The sequence below is a fragment of the Leifsonia sp. McL0607 genome, assembly GCF_049993355.1.
GTDB lineage: Bacteria > Actinomycetota > Actinomycetes > Actinomycetales > Microbacteriaceae > Leifsonia.
The window spans coordinates 2,115,824-2,131,744 of the sequence record NZ_CP188253.1; the positions used below are offsets into that span (position 1 = coordinate 2,115,824).

Sequence of the window (15,921 nt, forward strand, 5' to 3'; positions counted from 1 at the left end):
GATGACCGCGACGGTGAGTGTCAGCACCCCCACCTCGACGAGGGGGCATTTCCGAGCTGACATTGAGGGCCTGCGCAGTGTGGCTGTGCTTCTGGTCGTCGGCAGTCACTTGATCGTCTGGCCAGAGGGCGGCTTCGTCGGAGTCGATGTGTTCTTCGTCATCTCCGGCTATCTCATCACCGGGATCCTGATTCGCCAGCTCGAGGTCAAGGGAACGATCTCGTTCGTGGACTTCTACCGAAGGCGGTTCCTGCGGATCGTCCCCGCGGCGCTCGTGGTGCTGATCCTGACCACCGCCGTCACGTGGCTCGTCTTCTTCCCGGTGCGTGCTCTGGCGACCACGTGGGACGCGGTGTTCGCGGCCGTCTTCGTCGAGAACTGGAACCTCGTCAGTCGGGGGACCCAGTACTTCGCGTCGACCTCGGTCCCCTCGCCATTCCAGCATTATTGGTCGCTCTCCGTCGAAGAGCAGTTCTACCTCCTGTGGCCGTGGCTCCTGATTCTCGCCGCCGCGCTGTTCCGGACCCGCCACGCTCGTCGGCGGGCGCTGGTCGTCGGCCTCGTGGCCGGCGTGGCGGTCTCGTTCGTCCTCGCGTGCATCGAATCCGAACTCCGCCCCTCGATTGCATACTTCTCGACTGCGACCCGGGCGTGGGAACTGGGAATCGGAGCGCTCGTCGCGCTCCTCCCGAAGACGATCTCTGCGAGGCTCGGCGACCGTGCGCACGCGGTCGTCTGGCTCACGGGACTCGGACTGATCGTCGTCTCCGCCTTCGTCATCACCGAGTCGGCGGCGTTCCCCGGGCCGTGGGCTGCGTTCCCCGTGGCAGGTACGGCCGCGATCCTGTTCTCCGATCGCCCCGGTCGATGGCAGATCGCCGTGACGAACCCGGTGGCTAGATACTTCGGGAAGATCTCATACTCGCTGTATCTCTGGCATTGGCCGGTCATCGTCTTTCTCATCATTCTCAGCCCCAGCCCGGCGACGTGGCAGCTCGCGCTCTCGTTCGCTTTGATGGTGGCCCTTTCTGCGATCTCGTACCACTTCGTCGAGACGCCGTTCCGGCACTGGCGCCTCGGATCAGCCTCGGCCGACCGAGTGTTCGCGTCGGCGAAGAGGCCGAAGCGGATGAGGCGTCCCCTCAGGTGGGATCGCGGGCTCGGTGCGGGCCTCGCGCTCATCCTCGTCGTGGCATGCGTACTTCCATGGGCGCCTCGGCCGACCATCGTCTCACCGCCATCCGATCCGGCGTCCGCCGCACCACCCTTCCGCACCTCCGAACAACTCGCCTCAGCGCTCACTGCGGCGACGAGGAGCGCGAGCTGGCCGGATCTCTCACCGCCGATCGGCTCTCTGACGCGGGCGGACAGCTCGCTCGAACTCGCATCGCAGAACGGTTGCATCTCCGGCACGGGAGGCGATGTCGTCGCGACCGTTCAACGGATGTCGGAGCACTGCGTACTGGGAGATGCGACGAGCAGCCGAACCGCTGTCGTTCTCGGCGATTCCATCGCGGCCAGTTGGCTTCCCGCTCTCGAGTCAGCGCTCCCGGGATGGCGGATCGTCGCTATGACGTTCCAGAGCTGCCCGGCGGTCGATGTGACCGTCGACGAGGCTTCAGGGCGGCGCGCATTCCGTTCCGAGTGCGATGCGGCGCGCGACGCGGCGGTGAGCCGCGCGATTGCCCTCCACCCTGATCTGGTCCTGCTCTCGTCGGCACTGGGAAGCTTCGAACGACAGGTCGGATCCGCCGACCCGGGCGACGCGTGGCGCACAGGAACAGTCGAAGCGATTCGTGCACTCGCCGACGTCCCCCGCACGCTGGTCGTCGAGTCTCCGCCCGAGGGGCCGTCCCCGGCCGACTGTGCGCTACGCATCCTCTCTCCCGTGACCTGCGAAATGACGCCTTCTGCGGACTGGGAGGCGAAATCGACCGCGGAGGCCGATGGCGTGCGCGCCGCGGCTGCTGAAGGCGCCGGTGTCGAGTTCATCTCGACCCGCGCATGGTTCTGCACACCGTCGGGCGTCTGCCCGATCTTCGCGGCGGGAACTCCGATCCGCGTCGACCGCGGGCACCTCACCGCCGAATACACGCAGCGTCTCAGCGTTGTGCTCGCTGCTGCTGTTCGTCCGTGAGCGCGGCATCCGCTTCGGAGCGTCCGGACTTTCGCCCGAGGAGGATGGGAAGGACCTCGGGCAATGACGCAAGGCCCCGGCCCCACCGACGGACATAGGCCCGTGCCGCCGCGAGCGGGCCAAGGCGGGTCTGAGTGCTGTCTTTGATCAGGGTCTCGACCGGCGGAAACAGCGCGATACGCACCTGACTCACGCGCTCAGGCCAGCTGGCGCGCCTCCAATGGACCGCGCGCCGGTGCATCGGCTCGGAGATCCGCGTGCGCAGCTGCCATTCGGCTGACGGCTCGCCCCATTGGTAGCCAGGCCGAGGGGGGACGAGTTGCTCGAGGAAAGGCCGAGCGGTCGCCAGCGCGTTCAGTGCTTTCGCGCGAGCCGCCAGTTGGTCGGGATCCACGGTGCGACAGCGCGAGACCAGCTCGTCGAGTTCTCTCTTGTGTCGTTCGATCCAGAGACCGCGGAGGGAGTGCAGAGCGGTGATGAGGATAGCGTCGGCGAAGCCGGGGATCTGCACGGGCTGGTTACCGCACCAGAGCGTCGTCCGCTGCAGCCAGAGCCGTTCGAACGACTCGTCCGGCGGCAGCTCGATTCCCGGGTATCGGAAATGGACGTCGATGTCCATGTTCCAGGCGGGATGGAACAGGCTGACACTATGACGGGGGAAGGTGGCGGTATCGGGGTCGCTGGGACGCTGAAGCCACCCCCGGCCCTCAAGGGCGTGGACGAAGTTCTGATGCCGATCGGGATCGACGAACACATCGACGTCCGCGCTGGGACGTGGAGGGCGAAGCCCGTACTGAACGGCCGCGACGCCTTTGAACGCGAGCATTCGCGTGTCGGTTCGTCGAGCGACGAGCGCTACCGCCGCGGTCAGCAGGATGGCTGGCTCTAGCTGGCCGGCCGTCCTGGCATCCACCATCGAGTTCATCATTCGTATCACCTCCGTCACGCTCGTCGGTGTGCCGTCTGCAGACCAGGCGTCGTCATTGCTCACGCGTCCAGGGCTTTGGGGCCCCCGCCGCGCGGGTCTGCATGGGGGCCTTCGGCCTCCACCCACACATATTCGCATGACGCGACGGTCGGCCGGCCCGGTATGTCCAACGCAGGTCGACCGCTCCTGCGGGTGAACTGGGCGGCGAATCGGCTGTTACGCTCGCACGGATCCTCGCTACGCGGGCTCGCGCCGACCGAGCACCTCCCCACGATGGGTCCAACGCAATCACATAAGGAGCGTCACGGATGAGCGACTGGGCGGCGATCGAGCGGGGCCACACCGAGGTGCATGTCATGGCCGAAACGGGCCGGACGATTCAGGTGCGCTGCTTGTGCCGTGAGGACCGCGATCATCCGTATCGCCCCTCAGAAGTCGCGGGTCAGCGGAGGCGTCGCGAGCGATTGCGCTGAGCGGCGCTAATCGCGGCGACGAGCGCCGAGACCACGATGAGGAGTCCGAGAACGGCGATCCAGACCGCGAGCGCTGCTCCGGGAGTGAGCGTCGCGATCCACACGGTGACGTCCGCCAGCCTGGCCGGCGACGAGACGATCGTCAGGGTGACGACGGCGAAGACGATCAGCAGCGCACCCCAGATAATCCCACCCCAGCGCACGGGCGGGGGGCCGGAGGACCGGAGCCGTTGAGCGGTTACGGCAGCGCTCGCGGGCGACCATGGACCAGCGGGCTGAGCATGCTGCCTGATCGAAGTGTCAACAGGCAGCGTGGTCTCCGCGGGCGGGGTCGGACCAGTCGGCGCCAGCGGCGGCGTTGCCGGCTCTGCCATCTCCGTCGTCTGTTCGGGCACCGGAAGCGGCGTCGTCTCGTTCGGCTCGTCGGTCGGCTCTTCGGCGTTCGTGGCCATGTGGCTCTCGCTCTCTTTCACTTCTCGACTCGTTCGACGACGACGCCGTCCGCCTGGGCGATCCGCACGGCGACGTCCGGGGTACCGCCCTGCCCGACGACGATGTCGGTGGCGCATCCCCCGAAGAACCCGGGAGCACATCGACGCACGTGCTCCCCACCGGACGGATCGGTGACGGTGATCGCCGACACAGTGGCCGCCTCGACACGCACAGTGGCGTCCTCGGGAACGATCAAAGTCGTCTCACCCGCGCCCTTGGCGACGTTCACGACCGGCGAGCCCGCGGCCGTCACAGCTTTCGCGGGGTCGATCGTGGTGTCGCCCACGGTTTGCAGGTAGTCGGCACTCCCGGAGGGCGTGACCGACAGGTGGGATCCGGTGCGGACACTCGCGTCCAGCCGCACGCCGGGCGAGGTCGGGAGCAGTGCCGCAAGCGCGGTGAGCGCGGCCAGCAGGATGCCGAGGAAGATCAGGAATCCGCTCCGGCGGCGTGCGATTCCCGCGATGAGCACGGTCACACCGAAGACGAGTGTCGCGGCGGCGAGGGAGGCCGTGAGCGCGTAACCGGGTGGGCCGGCCAGCGTTTCCCAGAACGCCCCGGTGAGGGAGCCGGCGACCAGCGCCAGCCCGGCGGCCAGCCAGCCGATCGCCGCCCCGACCCGCGGGTTGGCAGCGCGATACGCCGCCCGGCGAGCTTCGGCCTCCGCGTTCGCCGCAGACGCCTGCGCCCGCAACTCGGCCGAACGCTGCGCCTTCACGACGCGCATGTCCTCCGCCAGGCGCTGCTTCCACTGATCGTGCTCGGCCCTCCACCGCGCCTGACGTTGGCGCCAGTCGGCGATCTCCTGCTCCGTCGCCCCTGCGCTGGGCGCCGGTGGCGCCGGCGGCTCGGAGCCGCTGGCGACCGCCGGCGCTGGCAGCACCGAAGCGGAGGCCGCTGTCGCCGCGGTGGCGGTGGTCGCAGTGGCCGCGGTGGCGCTGGTCGCAGTGGCCGTGTACGCAGCCGTCGTCGGTTCCGGCGCGGCGCCCGCGGATGGCGTCGGCACGGTGCCGCCCCCGCCCGAGCGCTTGTCCGCGTTGCGGACGGCGACGACGATGAGCGCAGCAGCAGCGCCGAGCACGATGAGGGTCCAGGAGATGCGGCTGACGACCTCGAACCAACCCGAATCGTGGCCGAATGGGCCGCCGAACCACCACACCCCGTTGGTCCACGGCAGCAGCGAGAGCACGATCAGCACGCCGATCGCCACGATCGGAGCTTCGAACTCGCCCTCGAACAGCCGCTGCAGGTGGATCCGGCCGTCGCGGTCGGGGAGCAGCGCCCAGGCGATCGCGTAGAGCACGACCACCGGAGCGCCGAGCAGGGCGGCGACGACCACGATTCCGCGGACGATCAGCGGGTCGATGCCGATCCGATATGCGATGCCCGCGCAGACGCCGCCGATCCAGCCGTCGGTGCGGGTGACGCCGAGGCTGCGCATCCAGTCGAAGAAGCGGGTGCCTCGACCGGAGAAGCCGGTCCGCGGGCCGCCGTACGGCCCGGGAGGCGTCTGCGCCGAGCCGGAGGTCGTCGGTCCGGGAGGGGGAGGAGTCGTGTCGTCGTTCACCATGACTCGATCGTGGCGCGCGGCGGGCCGCTCCCGCTATCCGGGCTCACCCTGAGCCCACCCTGATTCCTCCTCGCTCGGCTGTCGGGCGGCGGCCCTGTCTGCTTGGATTCCAGTTATGGCCTCTGCACCACTGTCCGGCGAGCGGGCGACGCGCACGCCGCTGGCGCGACCGCGCGACTGCGTGATCGGCGGGGTGAGCGTCGCGCTCGCCGACCACCTCGGCTGGCCCGTGACCGCCGTGCGCTGGATACTGGTCGGTACCGCCCTCCTCGGAGGCGCGGGCGTGCTCTTCTACCTGTGGCTGTGGGCGCTCACCCCGCTTCGCGATCCCGCTCCCGGGAGCTCGGACGAGCGCGTCAGACGGCGGGTGAATGTGCCGTGGGTGCTCGCCGTCGGCGGGGGCGCCTCCGGGGTGGCTGCGATCGTCCTGGTCGCCGCTGGGGTCACCGACGCGGCCTTCATCGCCGTCGTCGCATCGATCGCGCTGATGGTGGCCGCTGTGCTGTGGGACCAGCTCGTCGACGACGAGAGCGCGGCACCCTCGAACCTCACGCCGACCGGGTTCCGTCTCGCCTCCGGCGGATTCCTCGTCGCCCTGGCGCTCGTGCTCAGCGGAATGCAGGCGGGCCGCTCGTCCGGCCTCCTGTGGCTCGCGATCATCGGGGCCACGTTCGCGGGGGCGGCGGTGATGGTCGGGCCGTGGGCTCTGCGGCTCTGGACGGAGCTCATCGCCGAGCGGACCGCGCGCGTTCGCGAGGAGCAGCGGGCGGAGATGGCGGCGCACTTGCACGACTCTGTCCTGCAGACGTTCGCGCTCATCCAGAACCGTGCGGGGGCGTCGAGCGAGGTCGGAAGGATCGCCCGCGCGCAGGAACGCGAGTTGCGCGACTGGCTGTACGCCGAGGCCGCGGAGGGCGCCGTGCGGGAGGCCGAGGACCTCGCGACAGAGCTGCGCTCCGTGGCAGCGGCGCTGGAGGTCGACCACGCCGCCCACTTCGACGTCGTGAGCGCGGGCGAGCCCGTGCGCCGGGCGCCAGCAGAGCTGGCAGCGGCCGCCCGCGAGGCGATGCTCAACGCCGCCAGGCACGCGGGAGGCGAAGTCTCGGTGTACGTCGAGTCCGGAGGGGGATCCGTCGACGTCTATGTCCGCGACCGCGGTCCCGGCTTCGACATCGACGCGCTGCCGGACGGGCGCCTGGGGGTGCGCGAGTCGATCATCGGCAGGATGCGGCGAGCAGGCGGCCGTGCGACGGTCACGTCGCGCGACACCGGTACGGAGGTCCACCTGACGGTCGACCTGCCCGGGGAGCGAGAATGAGCACATGACCGACCAGACACCGCGTCCGATCACCGTGGTGATCGTCGACGACCATTCCATCTTCCGTTCGGGCCTGCGTGCCGATCTCGACGACCGCCTCCACGTGGTCGCCGAGGCGCAGGACGTCGACGGGGCCGTGGCGGCGATCCTCCGCACCCGCCCGGAGGTCGTGCTGCTCGACGTCCACCTCCCGGGCGGCGCCGGGGGAGGCGGGGCGGAGGTCCTCCGCCGCACGGTCGCCGAGAGCGCGGGAACGCGATTCCTCGCGCTGAGCGTCTCGGACGCGGCCGAGGACGTCGTGGGCGTCATCCGTGCAGGGGCCCGCGGCTACCTCACCAAGGGCAGCTCCGGGCGCCAGGTGAGCGACGCGGTCGTCGCCGTGGCGGGCGGCGACGCGGTCTTCTCGCCCAAGCTCGCCGGCTTCGTTCTCGACGCGTTCGGGGCGACGGCTGGGGAGCAGGCAGAGAGCACCGACGAACTCGACCGCCTCTCCGCTCGCGAGCGGGAGGTGATGCGCCTGATCGCGCGCGGCTACGCCTACAAGGAGGTCGCCGCGGAGCTGTTCATCTCCGTCAAGACCGTCGAGACGCACGTGTCCGCGGTGCTCCGCAAGCTGCAGCTCTCGTCTCGCCACGAACTCACCGCCTGGGCGCTCGAGCGCAAACTGCTCTAGTTCGGACCGCGCCCGGCGCGTTTTTGCGAGGGGGTGCGGTGTCCCGTACACTGGGGTGCGGTGGTTGAATCTGCCAAGCTTTTCTGCGCCTATTTTCGCGATGCCAGGAGGGTTTGTGGTTCACAATCCCTAGGGCGGTAGCTCAATTGGCAGAGCAGCGGTCTCCAAAACCGCAGGTTGCAGGTTCGATTCCTGTCCGCCCTGCAAACCGGCATTCCGATGCCGGTCCACGAAAGGTGTAACGAGGTGGCCCGAAAGGTAATCGACGAGCCGAGCGAGGAGATCGTCGCCAACGCCAAGAAGGAGCGCGCTGCCAAGCGCAACCCTTTCGCGCGCATCGCCCTGTTCATCCGGCAGGTCGTCGGCGAGCTCAAGAAGGTCGTCACGCCGACGCGCAAGGAGCTTCTGAGCTACACCGGCGTGGTGCTCGTCTTCGTGGTGATCATGATGGCGATCGTGTCCCTGCTCGACTGGGTGTTCGGTCTCGGCGTGGTATGGGTCTTCGGTAACCCGAAGTAGACCCAGCAGCCGACCGGCCGCACAGCCATACCGACAGAAATGGAATGAATTCAGTGTCTGAGACGAACCGCGACGACGTGGACTGGGCGACTGCTGCCGAGCAGTCGTCCGAAGACGACGAGGCGCAGACGGGCAACGTCCTGGAGCGCGACGAGGAGTCGTCCGACCCCGCGGAGCACGAGGCGCTGCACATCGTCGCCGAAGACGGCACCGAGATCGACCTCGACGCCGTGCTCGACGCGATGGCCGAGGCCGTCGACCCCGAGGCCGACCGCGCCGTCGACGAGGCCCTCGAGGTCGACTCGGCCGAAGAGGCCGAGGCCGCTCAGGAGGCCGTCGAAGACGAAGACGAGGTCGCAGCCGACCCCTACGAGGAGTTCCGCTCCGAGCTTCGCGCCAAGTTCGGCAAGTGGTACGTCATCCACTCGTACGCCGGCTTCGAGCGCCGCGTGAAGTCGAACATCGAGAACCGCATGGTCTCCATGAACATGGAGGACTTCATCTTCGAGGTCCAGGTCCCCATGGAAGACGTGGTCGAGATCAAGAACGGCCAGCGCAAGATGGTCAACCGCGTGCGCATCCCCGGCTACGTGCTGGTACGCATGGACCTCAACGAGGACAGCTGGTCGGTCGTCCGCCACACCCCGGGTGTCACCGGCTTCGTCGGCAACGCGCACAACCCCACGCCGCTCCGGTTCGAGGAGGCCTTCTCGATGCTGAAGAGCCTCGTCCAGGTCGACCAGACTCCGGCCAAGGGCGCCGCCAAGGGCCAGAAGGCCACTGCGCGGGTCATCCCCGCCGAGGTCGACTTCGAGATCGGCGAGACCATCACCATCAAGGAGGGCTCGTTCGCGGGCCTGCCTGGCTCGATCAGCGAGATCAAGCCGGAGAGCGGCAAGCTCACCGTGCTGGTGTCCCTCTTCGAGCGCGAGACGCCGGTCGAGCTCAGCTTCGACCAGGTCACGAAGCTCTGACGGGAATCCTCGAGAGCCTCCCCACTGTTTACGAACCACCGGGTCTCGGAAGGGCCGAGAAGCCGGGAGAGCGACGCGGGGCGTGACGCCCACGAGCTCGAATACACAAAGAAGGAAGAGACATGGCACCGAAGAAGAAGGTCACCGGTCTGATCAAGCTTCAGATCAACGCCGGCGCTGCCAACCCGGCCCCGCCGATCGGCCCGGCCCTGGGTCAGCACGGCGTGAACATCATGGAGTTCTGCAAGGCGTACAACGCGGCGACCGAGTCGCAGCGCGGCAACGTCATCCCGGTCGAGATCACCGTGTACGAAGACCGCTCGTTCACGTTCGTCCTGAAGACCCCGCCCGCGGCCGAGCTCATCAAGAAGGCGGCCGGCGTCGCCAAGGGATCCGGCGTTCCGCACACCACCAAGGTCGGCAAGTTGACCCAGGAGCAGGTGCGCGCCATCGCCGAGCAGAAGATGGTCGACCTCAACGCCAACGACATCGACGCGGCGTCGAAGATCATCGCAGGCACCGCCCGTTCGATGGGCATCACGGTCGAGGCATAAGCCCGACCCCCTCGTCATCCAGACATCACCGTGGCAGAGCCGGCCAGGCTCGCACCACATTCTCGTTAGGAGAAATCTCATGGCACAGAAGTCCAAGGCCTACCGGGCCGCGGCCGACAAGATCGAGGCCGGCAAGTTCTACACCCCGACCGAGGCCGTCACCCTCGCGAAGGAGACCGGTTCCGCCAAGTTCAACTCGACCGTCGAGGTCGCGCTGAAGCTCGGCGTGGACCCGCGCAAGGCGGACCAGATGGTGCGCGGTACCGTCATCCTTCCTCACGGTACCGGCAAGACCGCGCGCGTCATCGTGTTCGCGACCGGCCCGGCTGCTGAGGCCGCGATCGCCGCGGGCGCCGACGAGGTCGGCGGCACCGACCTGATCGAGAAGGTGGCCGGAGGCTACACCGACTTCGACTCGGCCGTCTCCACCCCGGAGCTCATGGGCCAGGTCGGCCGTCTCGGCAAGGTACTCGGCCCGCGCGGCCTGATGCCCAACCCGAAGACCGGCACGGTCACCCCGGACGTCGCGAAGGCCGTCTCCGACATCAAGGGCGGAAAGATCGAGTTCCGTGTCGACAAGCACTCGAACGTGCACTTCGTCGTCGGCAAGGCGGGCTTCACCGCCGAGCAGCTCGACGAGAACATCAAGGTGGCGCTCGACGAGGTCGTCCGCCTCAAGCCGTCCGCTTCGAAGGGCCGTTACATCCAGAAGGGCGCCGTGTCGACCACGTTCGGCCCGGGTATCCCGCTGGACGTCAACGCCATCTGATCGCGCTCCGCGTCACGACGGGCCGGCCACCGCTCACGCGGTGTCCGGCCCGTTTTCGTTTCATCGAGGGGCACGCTAACGCCCCTAAAATTCGGTTTTAGGGGCGTTAACGTGCCCCTCGGCGGCGGCGGCGGCGGTCGGGAAAGTGGAAGGCACGAGTCGGCGCGGCTACGCTGACGGGATGACCATCGCGATCCGCTTCGCGACCGACGCCGATGCCGCGGCCCTCGCCGAGGTCGCGGCAGTGACGTTCCCGCTGGCGTGCCCGCCGCACACGACAGAGGAGGCGAAGGCCTCCTTCATCGCGGCTGTGCTCTCGTCTGAGCGGTTCGCCGAGTACGCGGCAGACCTCCAGCGGCGCCTGTTCGTGGCGGTGGACGACACCGGGACGATCGTCGGCTACACGCTCCTCAACCTCGGGGAGCCGGCCGACGACGATGTGCGCGTGGCGGTCACCGTTCGCCCGACGGCCGAGCTCAGCAAGTGCTACGTGATGCCCGGTCACCACGGCGAAGGCGTTGCCGGTCGGCTCATGGAGGCCAGCCTGGCCGCGGCCGCCGACGCCGGCGCGGCGGGGGTCTGGCTCGGTGTGAACCAAGAGAATGCGCGCGCCCAACGGTTCTACGGCAAGCACAGCTTCGAACGGGTCGGTTCCAAGCGCTTTCGGGTCGGCGAGCGCCTGGAGCATGACTGGGTGATGGAGCGGGTGCTCGGCTGACCGAGCCATCCGTCTGCGGGTCCGATCACCGACGGGGAGCCGTATCCCAGGTCGTTCGCAGGGTGAGTCCGGGTAGAATCCCTCGACCCGACCCATCCGAGGAGCGACCGTGCGACGACTGCTGCGTATCGTTCGCCAGCCGTTCGCCCAGCCTCTGCTGGCCGCCGGCTGGCAGCGCGCCGTACCGCTGATGCTCGCGGTCGGGGCCGTGTGCGTCCTGAGCGGTCTGACGATCATCTGGGCCGCACGCCTGACCGTTCCCTACCCGGTCTACGTGAGCGAGCTCGGCGCCGTCGGCGCCCCGACCGCAGGACCGTTCGCCGTCGCCCTCGTTCTCATCGCCGGGGGTGGTTTCGCCGTCGCGCTCGCCAGCGGGCATGTGCGCTCGTCGCACCGGTTGCTCGATCGCTGGGCCCCCGCGGGGAGCCTCGGGTTCGCCGCCATCTGCTTCGTGCTGGCGTCGCAGGTGACCTGCACCTCCCGTTGCCCGGTGCCGTTGGTCGATCCGAGGTCGACGGCCCAGGATCTCGTGCACACGGTCTCCGCCGTGCTCGGCTTCGGGGCGGCGTGCTTCGCGATGCTTCAGGTGTCGTTCGCCTCGCGGCTGCCGCGGGTCGCGCGTTTCTCGCTCACCAGCTGCATCGCGGTGGCGGCCATCACGATCGTGGGCGGCATACTCGCCATCGTCCACGTGGCCACGGATGTCGGCTCGTGGCTGGAGTTGATCGGGACGACCGTGGCGGTCGCGTGGATCGCGGTCTACTCACTGGCGCTGGCGAGGGTGCCGGTCGCCGCGGACTGACTGGCCGCCGACTGAACGGCGGCGGACTGAAGCGCGGGTGCTACGACGCGGAGGCCGTCGGAACGGCGGCCGCGGAGACCCGGGGCGTCGTCGCCTGACGCAGAAGCTCGATCAGGTCGCCGGCGAGGGCCACCAGGCGGGCGATCTCGCGATCGTCGCGGTCGACCCACTGGCACTGCGGCTCCTCATGCACGGGCACGAACCGGTCGTGTTGCTCCCACACGAAGAGCGTCCGCTCAGCGCCGAGGACGTACTGCTGCCACCAGATCTGGCGCAGGTACTGCCGCGGGATGCTGTTGAACGGCTTGTTGGTCGTCTTGATCTCTGCGAGCTCGATGCGGCCTCCCTCGCGGACCGTCAGCCCGTCGGGCGTCGCCAGATGGCGGCGGTCGCGTTCGGCGTGGAACAGCAGGTCGGAGGGGCGGATGCCGTGCGTCGCCGCGACCCAGGCCGCGATCTCCGGCTCACGGACGCGCCCGTGCTGTGTGAAGCTGTTCCCGGAGAATCCCGACCCGTTCAGCTTGTCGGTGACCGCAGCGTGCAGCGACTGCTGGGTCGACAGCTTGGCGACGTCGGTCGCGGTGATCCCGCGGCTGCGGGCGCGAAGCCAGCCGACCCGATCGCTCGATGACGCCACGACGCGGGCCAGGTGGCCCTCGGCCCCGGGCACGGCGGGGACGACCGGGCGTGGCGCCGGTGCGGAGGTGCTGGGCCCGAGGTCCGCCAGCACTCCGGGCCGGTAGAGATCGCGTCGGTCGAGATCGCGCCGGTCGAGGTCGGCGGTGGAGGCGGCGGAGCGGTCGAACACCCCTCCATTCTGCCTCGCGCGGCCGAAGCGCGCCGTCAGCCCACGCCTGCGGCGCCGAGCTGACGGCGCGCTTCGTCGATGGTCGTCAGCGCGGAGACCGCCTCGTCGAGCGAGTGAAGCGGCGACTCGGTGCGGCCCTCCGCGACGAAGCGGGCGAGCGCAGCCGCCTCGTACGACATCCCCTGGCGGTGCGGACGGCCGTACGGGTCGGTCCACTGCGCGGCGAGCCGGCCGTCCGCGCGGAACACGCGCAGCCCGCTCGCACCCCAGAACGGGCTGTCCAGCTCGATGCGGGCGTCGGTTCCGGCGATCGCGGCCAGTGACGGCGTGCCGGCGCGGAGGCCGGTGCTGAGCAGGGCCTGACCGCCGCGTGCCGACGTCAGCACGAGGGCGACCTGCTCGTCGACGCCGGTCGAGGCCAGCGTTCCCGTCGCGATGATGCCGGCGGGCGCGCCGAGCGCGAACGAGGCCCAGGACACCACATAGACGCCGAGGTCGAGGAGGGCGCCTCCGGCGAGAGCGGGGTTCCAAAGCCGGCCGGTCGGGTCGAACGGGGCGCGGCCTCCGAAGTCTGCCGTGACGACCCGCACCTCGCCGAGAACGCCGTCGGCGAGGAGCTGGCGCACGATGTCCGTCTGCGGCAGGTAGCGCGTCCACATGGCCTCCATGGCGAAGACCCCGGCCGCGCGGGCAGCCGCCGCGATGACGCGCGCCTGCTCGGCGGTGGCGGCGATCGGCTTCTCGATCAGCACGTGCTTGCCCGCCCGGATGGCCAGGAGCGCGTGCTCGAGGTGCTCGCTGTGCGGGGTGGCGACATAGACGACGTCGACGTCGGGGTCGGCGACCAGCGCCTCGTACGAACCGTGCGCGCGCTCGATTCCGTGTGCGGCGGCGAAGGCGGCGGCCCGCTCGGGGGAGCGGGAGCCGCAGGCGACCATCCGCTGCGACGTGTGCGCGTGCAGCGCGTCGGTGAAGTCGGCGGCGATGCCGCCCGGGCCGATCACGCCCCAGCGCAGCGCGGGCGCGTCGGCCGGGTCGGGAAAGCGGGGCGAGGGCAGTACGAGCTCGTCGATCATGCCCCCAGTCTGCCCTGCCGCCCGACCGTGGTGTGCGCCGACCAGTTGGCAGGACACGCCGCCTGGCGTCGTGCCGACGCGGCGTGTCCTGCCAACTCGATCGGGCTGCTAGACCGGCTGCGGGTTCGAGACCTCGGGAGCGGCGCGCACTCCGGCGACGGGAGCCGCCCAGCGCACGCCGTTGGCGAGCACGCGGCGCACCTGCGGGTGGAAGTAGACCGGGTACTCCTGATCGCCGGGCGAGAAGTAGAAGATCTTGCCGCGGCCCCGAGTGAACGTCACGCCGGAGCGGAACACCTCGCCCCCGGTGAACGAGCTGATGAAGACCAGGTCGTCGGGGGTCGGGATGTCGAAGAACTCCCCGTACATCTCCTGCCCGTCGATCACGATTGGCTGCTCGACCCCCTGCGCGATGGGATGGGTCGGGTTCACGTTCCAGACCAGCTCGCGCTCGCCGCCCTCCGGGTTGCGCCAGGCCAGCGAGCACGTGGTGCCGAGCATCCGGATGAAGATCTTCGAGAAGTGGCCCGAGTGCAGCACGATCAGGCCCATCCCGCCGAGGACGTGGCGTCGCACGCGCTCGACGACGTCGTCGGAGACCTGGTCGTGGGCGATGTGGCCCCACCAGAGCAGGACGTCCGTCTCGGAGAGCGTCTCCTCGGTGAGCCCGTGCTCGGGGTCGGCGAGGGTCGCCGTGCGTACGGCGACCTCGTCGCCGAGCAGCTCGGACAGGCCGGCGGCGATCGCCCCGTGGATGCCGTCGGGGTAGATCGCGGCGATCTCCGGCTGGGTGGTCTCGTGGACGCCTTCGTTCCACACGGTCACGCGCAGTGCGCTCATGGTCATGCCTCCGTGGTGCTGGTGATGCCGGTGTTGGCGTTGGTGCTGGCGGTGTCGGATTCGGCGTCGTCGAGGCCGCTGGTGGCCGGGCGCAGTCGCACCTCGGCGCCGAGCCGGGCCGACTCGTATGCCGCGTCGATGACGCGTGCGCGGTCGAGCGCGAGCGAGCCGTCCCAGTGCGACCAGTTCTCCTCGTCGGCGACGTGCTCCAGGAAGGTCTCGACGACCGCGACGTGGCCGCGGCCGGCATCCGCGGTCACCGCGATGTCCTCCACTTCTTCGCCTTCGCCGGTGAAGATGGTCAGCTCGCCGGTGGGCGCGTAGTCGACGACCCGGAGGTCGGCGCCGCCCTCGGTGCCGTAAAGCGTGATCCCGAACTCGTCGCCGGCGGGACGGTACGCCGCCCAACTCGTCTCGAGGACGATCGAGCCGCCGCCTTCGAGCCGCAGGAGCATGCTGGCCAGGTCCTCCACCTCGTAGGCGGAGCCGACGTGCTGCTTGTCGCTCTTCGCGCCGCCGCGTCCGCGGACACCGAGCTCGGCGTGGGTGACGGCCGAGACGGCAGTGACGCTCGGCTCGCCGAACAGGTGCAGGGCGTAGTCGAGCACGTGCACGCCGATGTCGATCAGGGGGCCGCCTCCCGCCATCTCGCGGTTGGTGAACCAGCTGCCGAGGGCCGGGATGCCCGCGCGGCGCAGCCAGATCGCCCGGGCGTGGTAGGGACGCCCGATCTGACCGGCGTCGATGGCCGCCTTGAGGGCCTCGATGTCGCCGCGACGGCGGTGGTTGAAGGCGACCTCCAGCACACGGCCGGAGCGGTGCGCGGCGTCGACCATGGTCTGCGCCTCGGTCGCGGTGCGGGCGATCGGCTTCTCGCTCAGCACGTGGATGCCGGCCTCGAGAGCGCCGACGGCGATCGGGGCGTGCAGGAAGGTGGGGACGGCGACGCTGACGACATCGAGGCCGCCGTCGGCGACCAGGTCGCGCCAGTCGCTGTAGCGCCGCTGGACGCCGTACTTCTCGCCGAGCTCGGCGCGCGGGCCGTCCTCCATCCCGGCGATCGCGACGAGTTCGACGCCGGGGAGTTTCGCGTAGGCGTCCATGTGCTGCTGGCCGGCCCAGCCGAGGCCGATGACGCCGGCGCGGAGGTTCTTCGCTGCGCCCGGGCTCTTCGAGGCGTTCTGCGGGGTGGATTCGGTGGTCACTGGGGTCCTTTCGAGGTGGTGCGGGGCGGTTGCGGAAAGTCGAAGATGGGTCGAATCGATTCGAT

Annotated in this window: 16 protein-coding genes and 1 tRNA gene; 10 read left to right on the forward strand and 7 right to left on the reverse strand. The window is 69.5% G+C overall.

Annotated features, from left to right (window positions below; genetic code table 11):
- The first annotated feature begins 1 nt into the window (after window position 1).
- Window positions 2–2,137 (forward strand): acyltransferase family protein, encoded by a 2,136-nt coding sequence (locus ACPPVW_RS10250; protein ID WP_426623027.1) that lies wholly within the window; start codon window positions 2–4, stop codon window positions 2,135–2,137.
- On the opposite strand, the gene ACPPVW_RS10255 is transcribed toward ACPPVW_RS10250, so the two are convergent.
- From ACPPVW_RS10255 to ACPPVW_RS10265, 3 genes are all read right to left on the reverse strand, one after another.
- Entirely contained in the window at window positions 2,103–3,203 is a 1,101-nt protein-coding gene (locus tag ACPPVW_RS10255) for a nucleotidyltransferase family protein (protein ID WP_426623028.1), read from the reverse strand. The genes ACPPVW_RS10250 and ACPPVW_RS10255 overlap by 35 nt on opposite strands.
- A gap of 304 nt (window positions 3,204–3,507) precedes the next feature.
- Window positions 3,508–4,011: a hypothetical protein gene (locus ACPPVW_RS10260; protein ID WP_426623029.1), complete on the reverse strand. Its 504-nt coding sequence runs from the start codon at window positions 4,009–4,011 to the stop codon at window positions 3,508–3,510.
- A complete protein-coding gene (locus ACPPVW_RS10265; RefSeq protein ID WP_426623030.1) occupies window positions 4,008–5,600 on the reverse strand; it encodes a PspC domain-containing protein in 1,593 nt (530 codons plus the stop codon). Before ACPPVW_RS10265 ends, ACPPVW_RS10260 begins: the two co-directional genes overlap by 4 nt.
- A 115-nt stretch (window positions 5,601–5,715) precedes the next feature.
- Between ACPPVW_RS10265 and ACPPVW_RS10270 the strand changes: the two genes are divergently transcribed.
- From ACPPVW_RS10270 to ACPPVW_RS10310, 9 genes are all read left to right on the forward strand, one after another.
- Window positions 5,716–6,918 carry a PspC domain-containing protein gene (locus ACPPVW_RS10270; RefSeq protein ID WP_426623031.1) on the forward strand — a complete coding sequence of 401 codons (1,203 nt, stop codon included), beginning with the start codon at window positions 5,716–5,718 and terminating at the stop codon, window positions 6,916–6,918.
- A gap of 4 nt (window positions 6,919–6,922) precedes the next feature.
- Entirely contained in the window at window positions 6,923–7,591 is a 669-nt protein-coding gene (locus ACPPVW_RS10275; protein WP_426623032.1) for a LuxR C-terminal-related transcriptional regulator, read from the forward strand.
- 131 nt (window positions 7,592–7,722) lie between these two features.
- Window positions 7,723–7,795 (forward strand) — tRNA-Trp (locus ACPPVW_RS10280).
- Between the two features lie 42 nt (window positions 7,796–7,837).
- Window positions 7,838–8,110 (forward strand): preprotein translocase subunit SecE, encoded by a 273-nt coding sequence (gene secE / locus ACPPVW_RS10285; protein ID WP_426623033.1) that lies wholly within the window; start codon window positions 7,838–7,840, stop codon window positions 8,108–8,110.
- Between the two features lie 53 nt (window positions 8,111–8,163).
- Window positions 8,164–9,084 carry a transcription termination/antitermination protein NusG gene (nusG, locus tag ACPPVW_RS10290; protein WP_426623034.1) on the forward strand — a complete coding sequence of 307 codons (921 nt, stop codon included), beginning with the start codon at window positions 8,164–8,166 and terminating at the stop codon, window positions 9,082–9,084.
- A 122-nt stretch (window positions 9,085–9,206) separates the two neighbouring features.
- Window positions 9,207–9,638, forward strand: a complete 432-nt coding sequence (gene rplK / locus ACPPVW_RS10295; protein WP_011185322.1) for a 50S ribosomal protein L11 — start codon at window positions 9,207–9,209, stop codon at window positions 9,636–9,638.
- A gap of 79 nt (window positions 9,639–9,717) precedes the next feature.
- Window positions 9,718–10,407 carry a 50S ribosomal protein L1 gene (gene rplA / locus ACPPVW_RS10300; RefSeq protein ID WP_426623035.1) on the forward strand — a complete coding sequence of 230 codons (690 nt, stop codon included), beginning with the start codon at window positions 9,718–9,720 and terminating at the stop codon, window positions 10,405–10,407.
- Between the two features lie 181 nt (window positions 10,408–10,588).
- Window positions 10,589–11,125 carry a GNAT family N-acetyltransferase gene (locus tag ACPPVW_RS10305; protein WP_426623036.1) on the forward strand — a complete coding sequence of 179 codons (537 nt, stop codon included), beginning with the start codon at window positions 10,589–10,591 and terminating at the stop codon, window positions 11,123–11,125.
- Between the two features lie 109 nt (window positions 11,126–11,234).
- Entirely contained in the window at window positions 11,235–11,927 is a 693-nt protein-coding gene (locus ACPPVW_RS10310) for a DUF998 domain-containing protein (protein ID WP_426623037.1), read from the forward strand.
- 40 nt (window positions 11,928–11,967) lie between these two features.
- Here the strand turns inward: ACPPVW_RS10310 and ACPPVW_RS10315 are convergent, their stop codons facing one another.
- The 4 genes from ACPPVW_RS10315 to ACPPVW_RS10330 form a co-directional block, all read right to left on the reverse strand.
- Window positions 11,968–12,735 (reverse strand): YqaJ viral recombinase family protein, encoded by a 768-nt coding sequence (locus ACPPVW_RS10315; protein WP_426623038.1) that lies wholly within the window; start codon window positions 12,733–12,735, stop codon window positions 11,968–11,970.
- A gap of 35 nt (window positions 12,736–12,770) precedes the next feature.
- Complete coding sequence (locus ACPPVW_RS10320) at window positions 12,771–13,811, reverse strand: Gfo/Idh/MocA family protein (protein ID WP_426623039.1); 1,041 nt, start codon at window positions 13,809–13,811, stop codon at window positions 12,771–12,773.
- 108 nt (window positions 13,812–13,919) lie between these two features.
- Window positions 13,920–14,657, reverse strand: a complete 738-nt coding sequence (locus ACPPVW_RS10325; RefSeq protein WP_426623040.1) for a ThuA domain-containing protein — start codon at window positions 14,655–14,657, stop codon at window positions 13,920–13,922.
- Entirely contained in the window at window positions 14,654–15,856 is a 1,203-nt protein-coding gene (locus ACPPVW_RS10330; protein WP_426623041.1) for a Gfo/Idh/MocA family protein, read from the reverse strand. The genes ACPPVW_RS10325 and ACPPVW_RS10330 overlap by 4 nt, the downstream gene beginning before the upstream one ends.
- Between the last annotated feature and the right edge of the window lie 65 nt (window positions 15,857–15,921).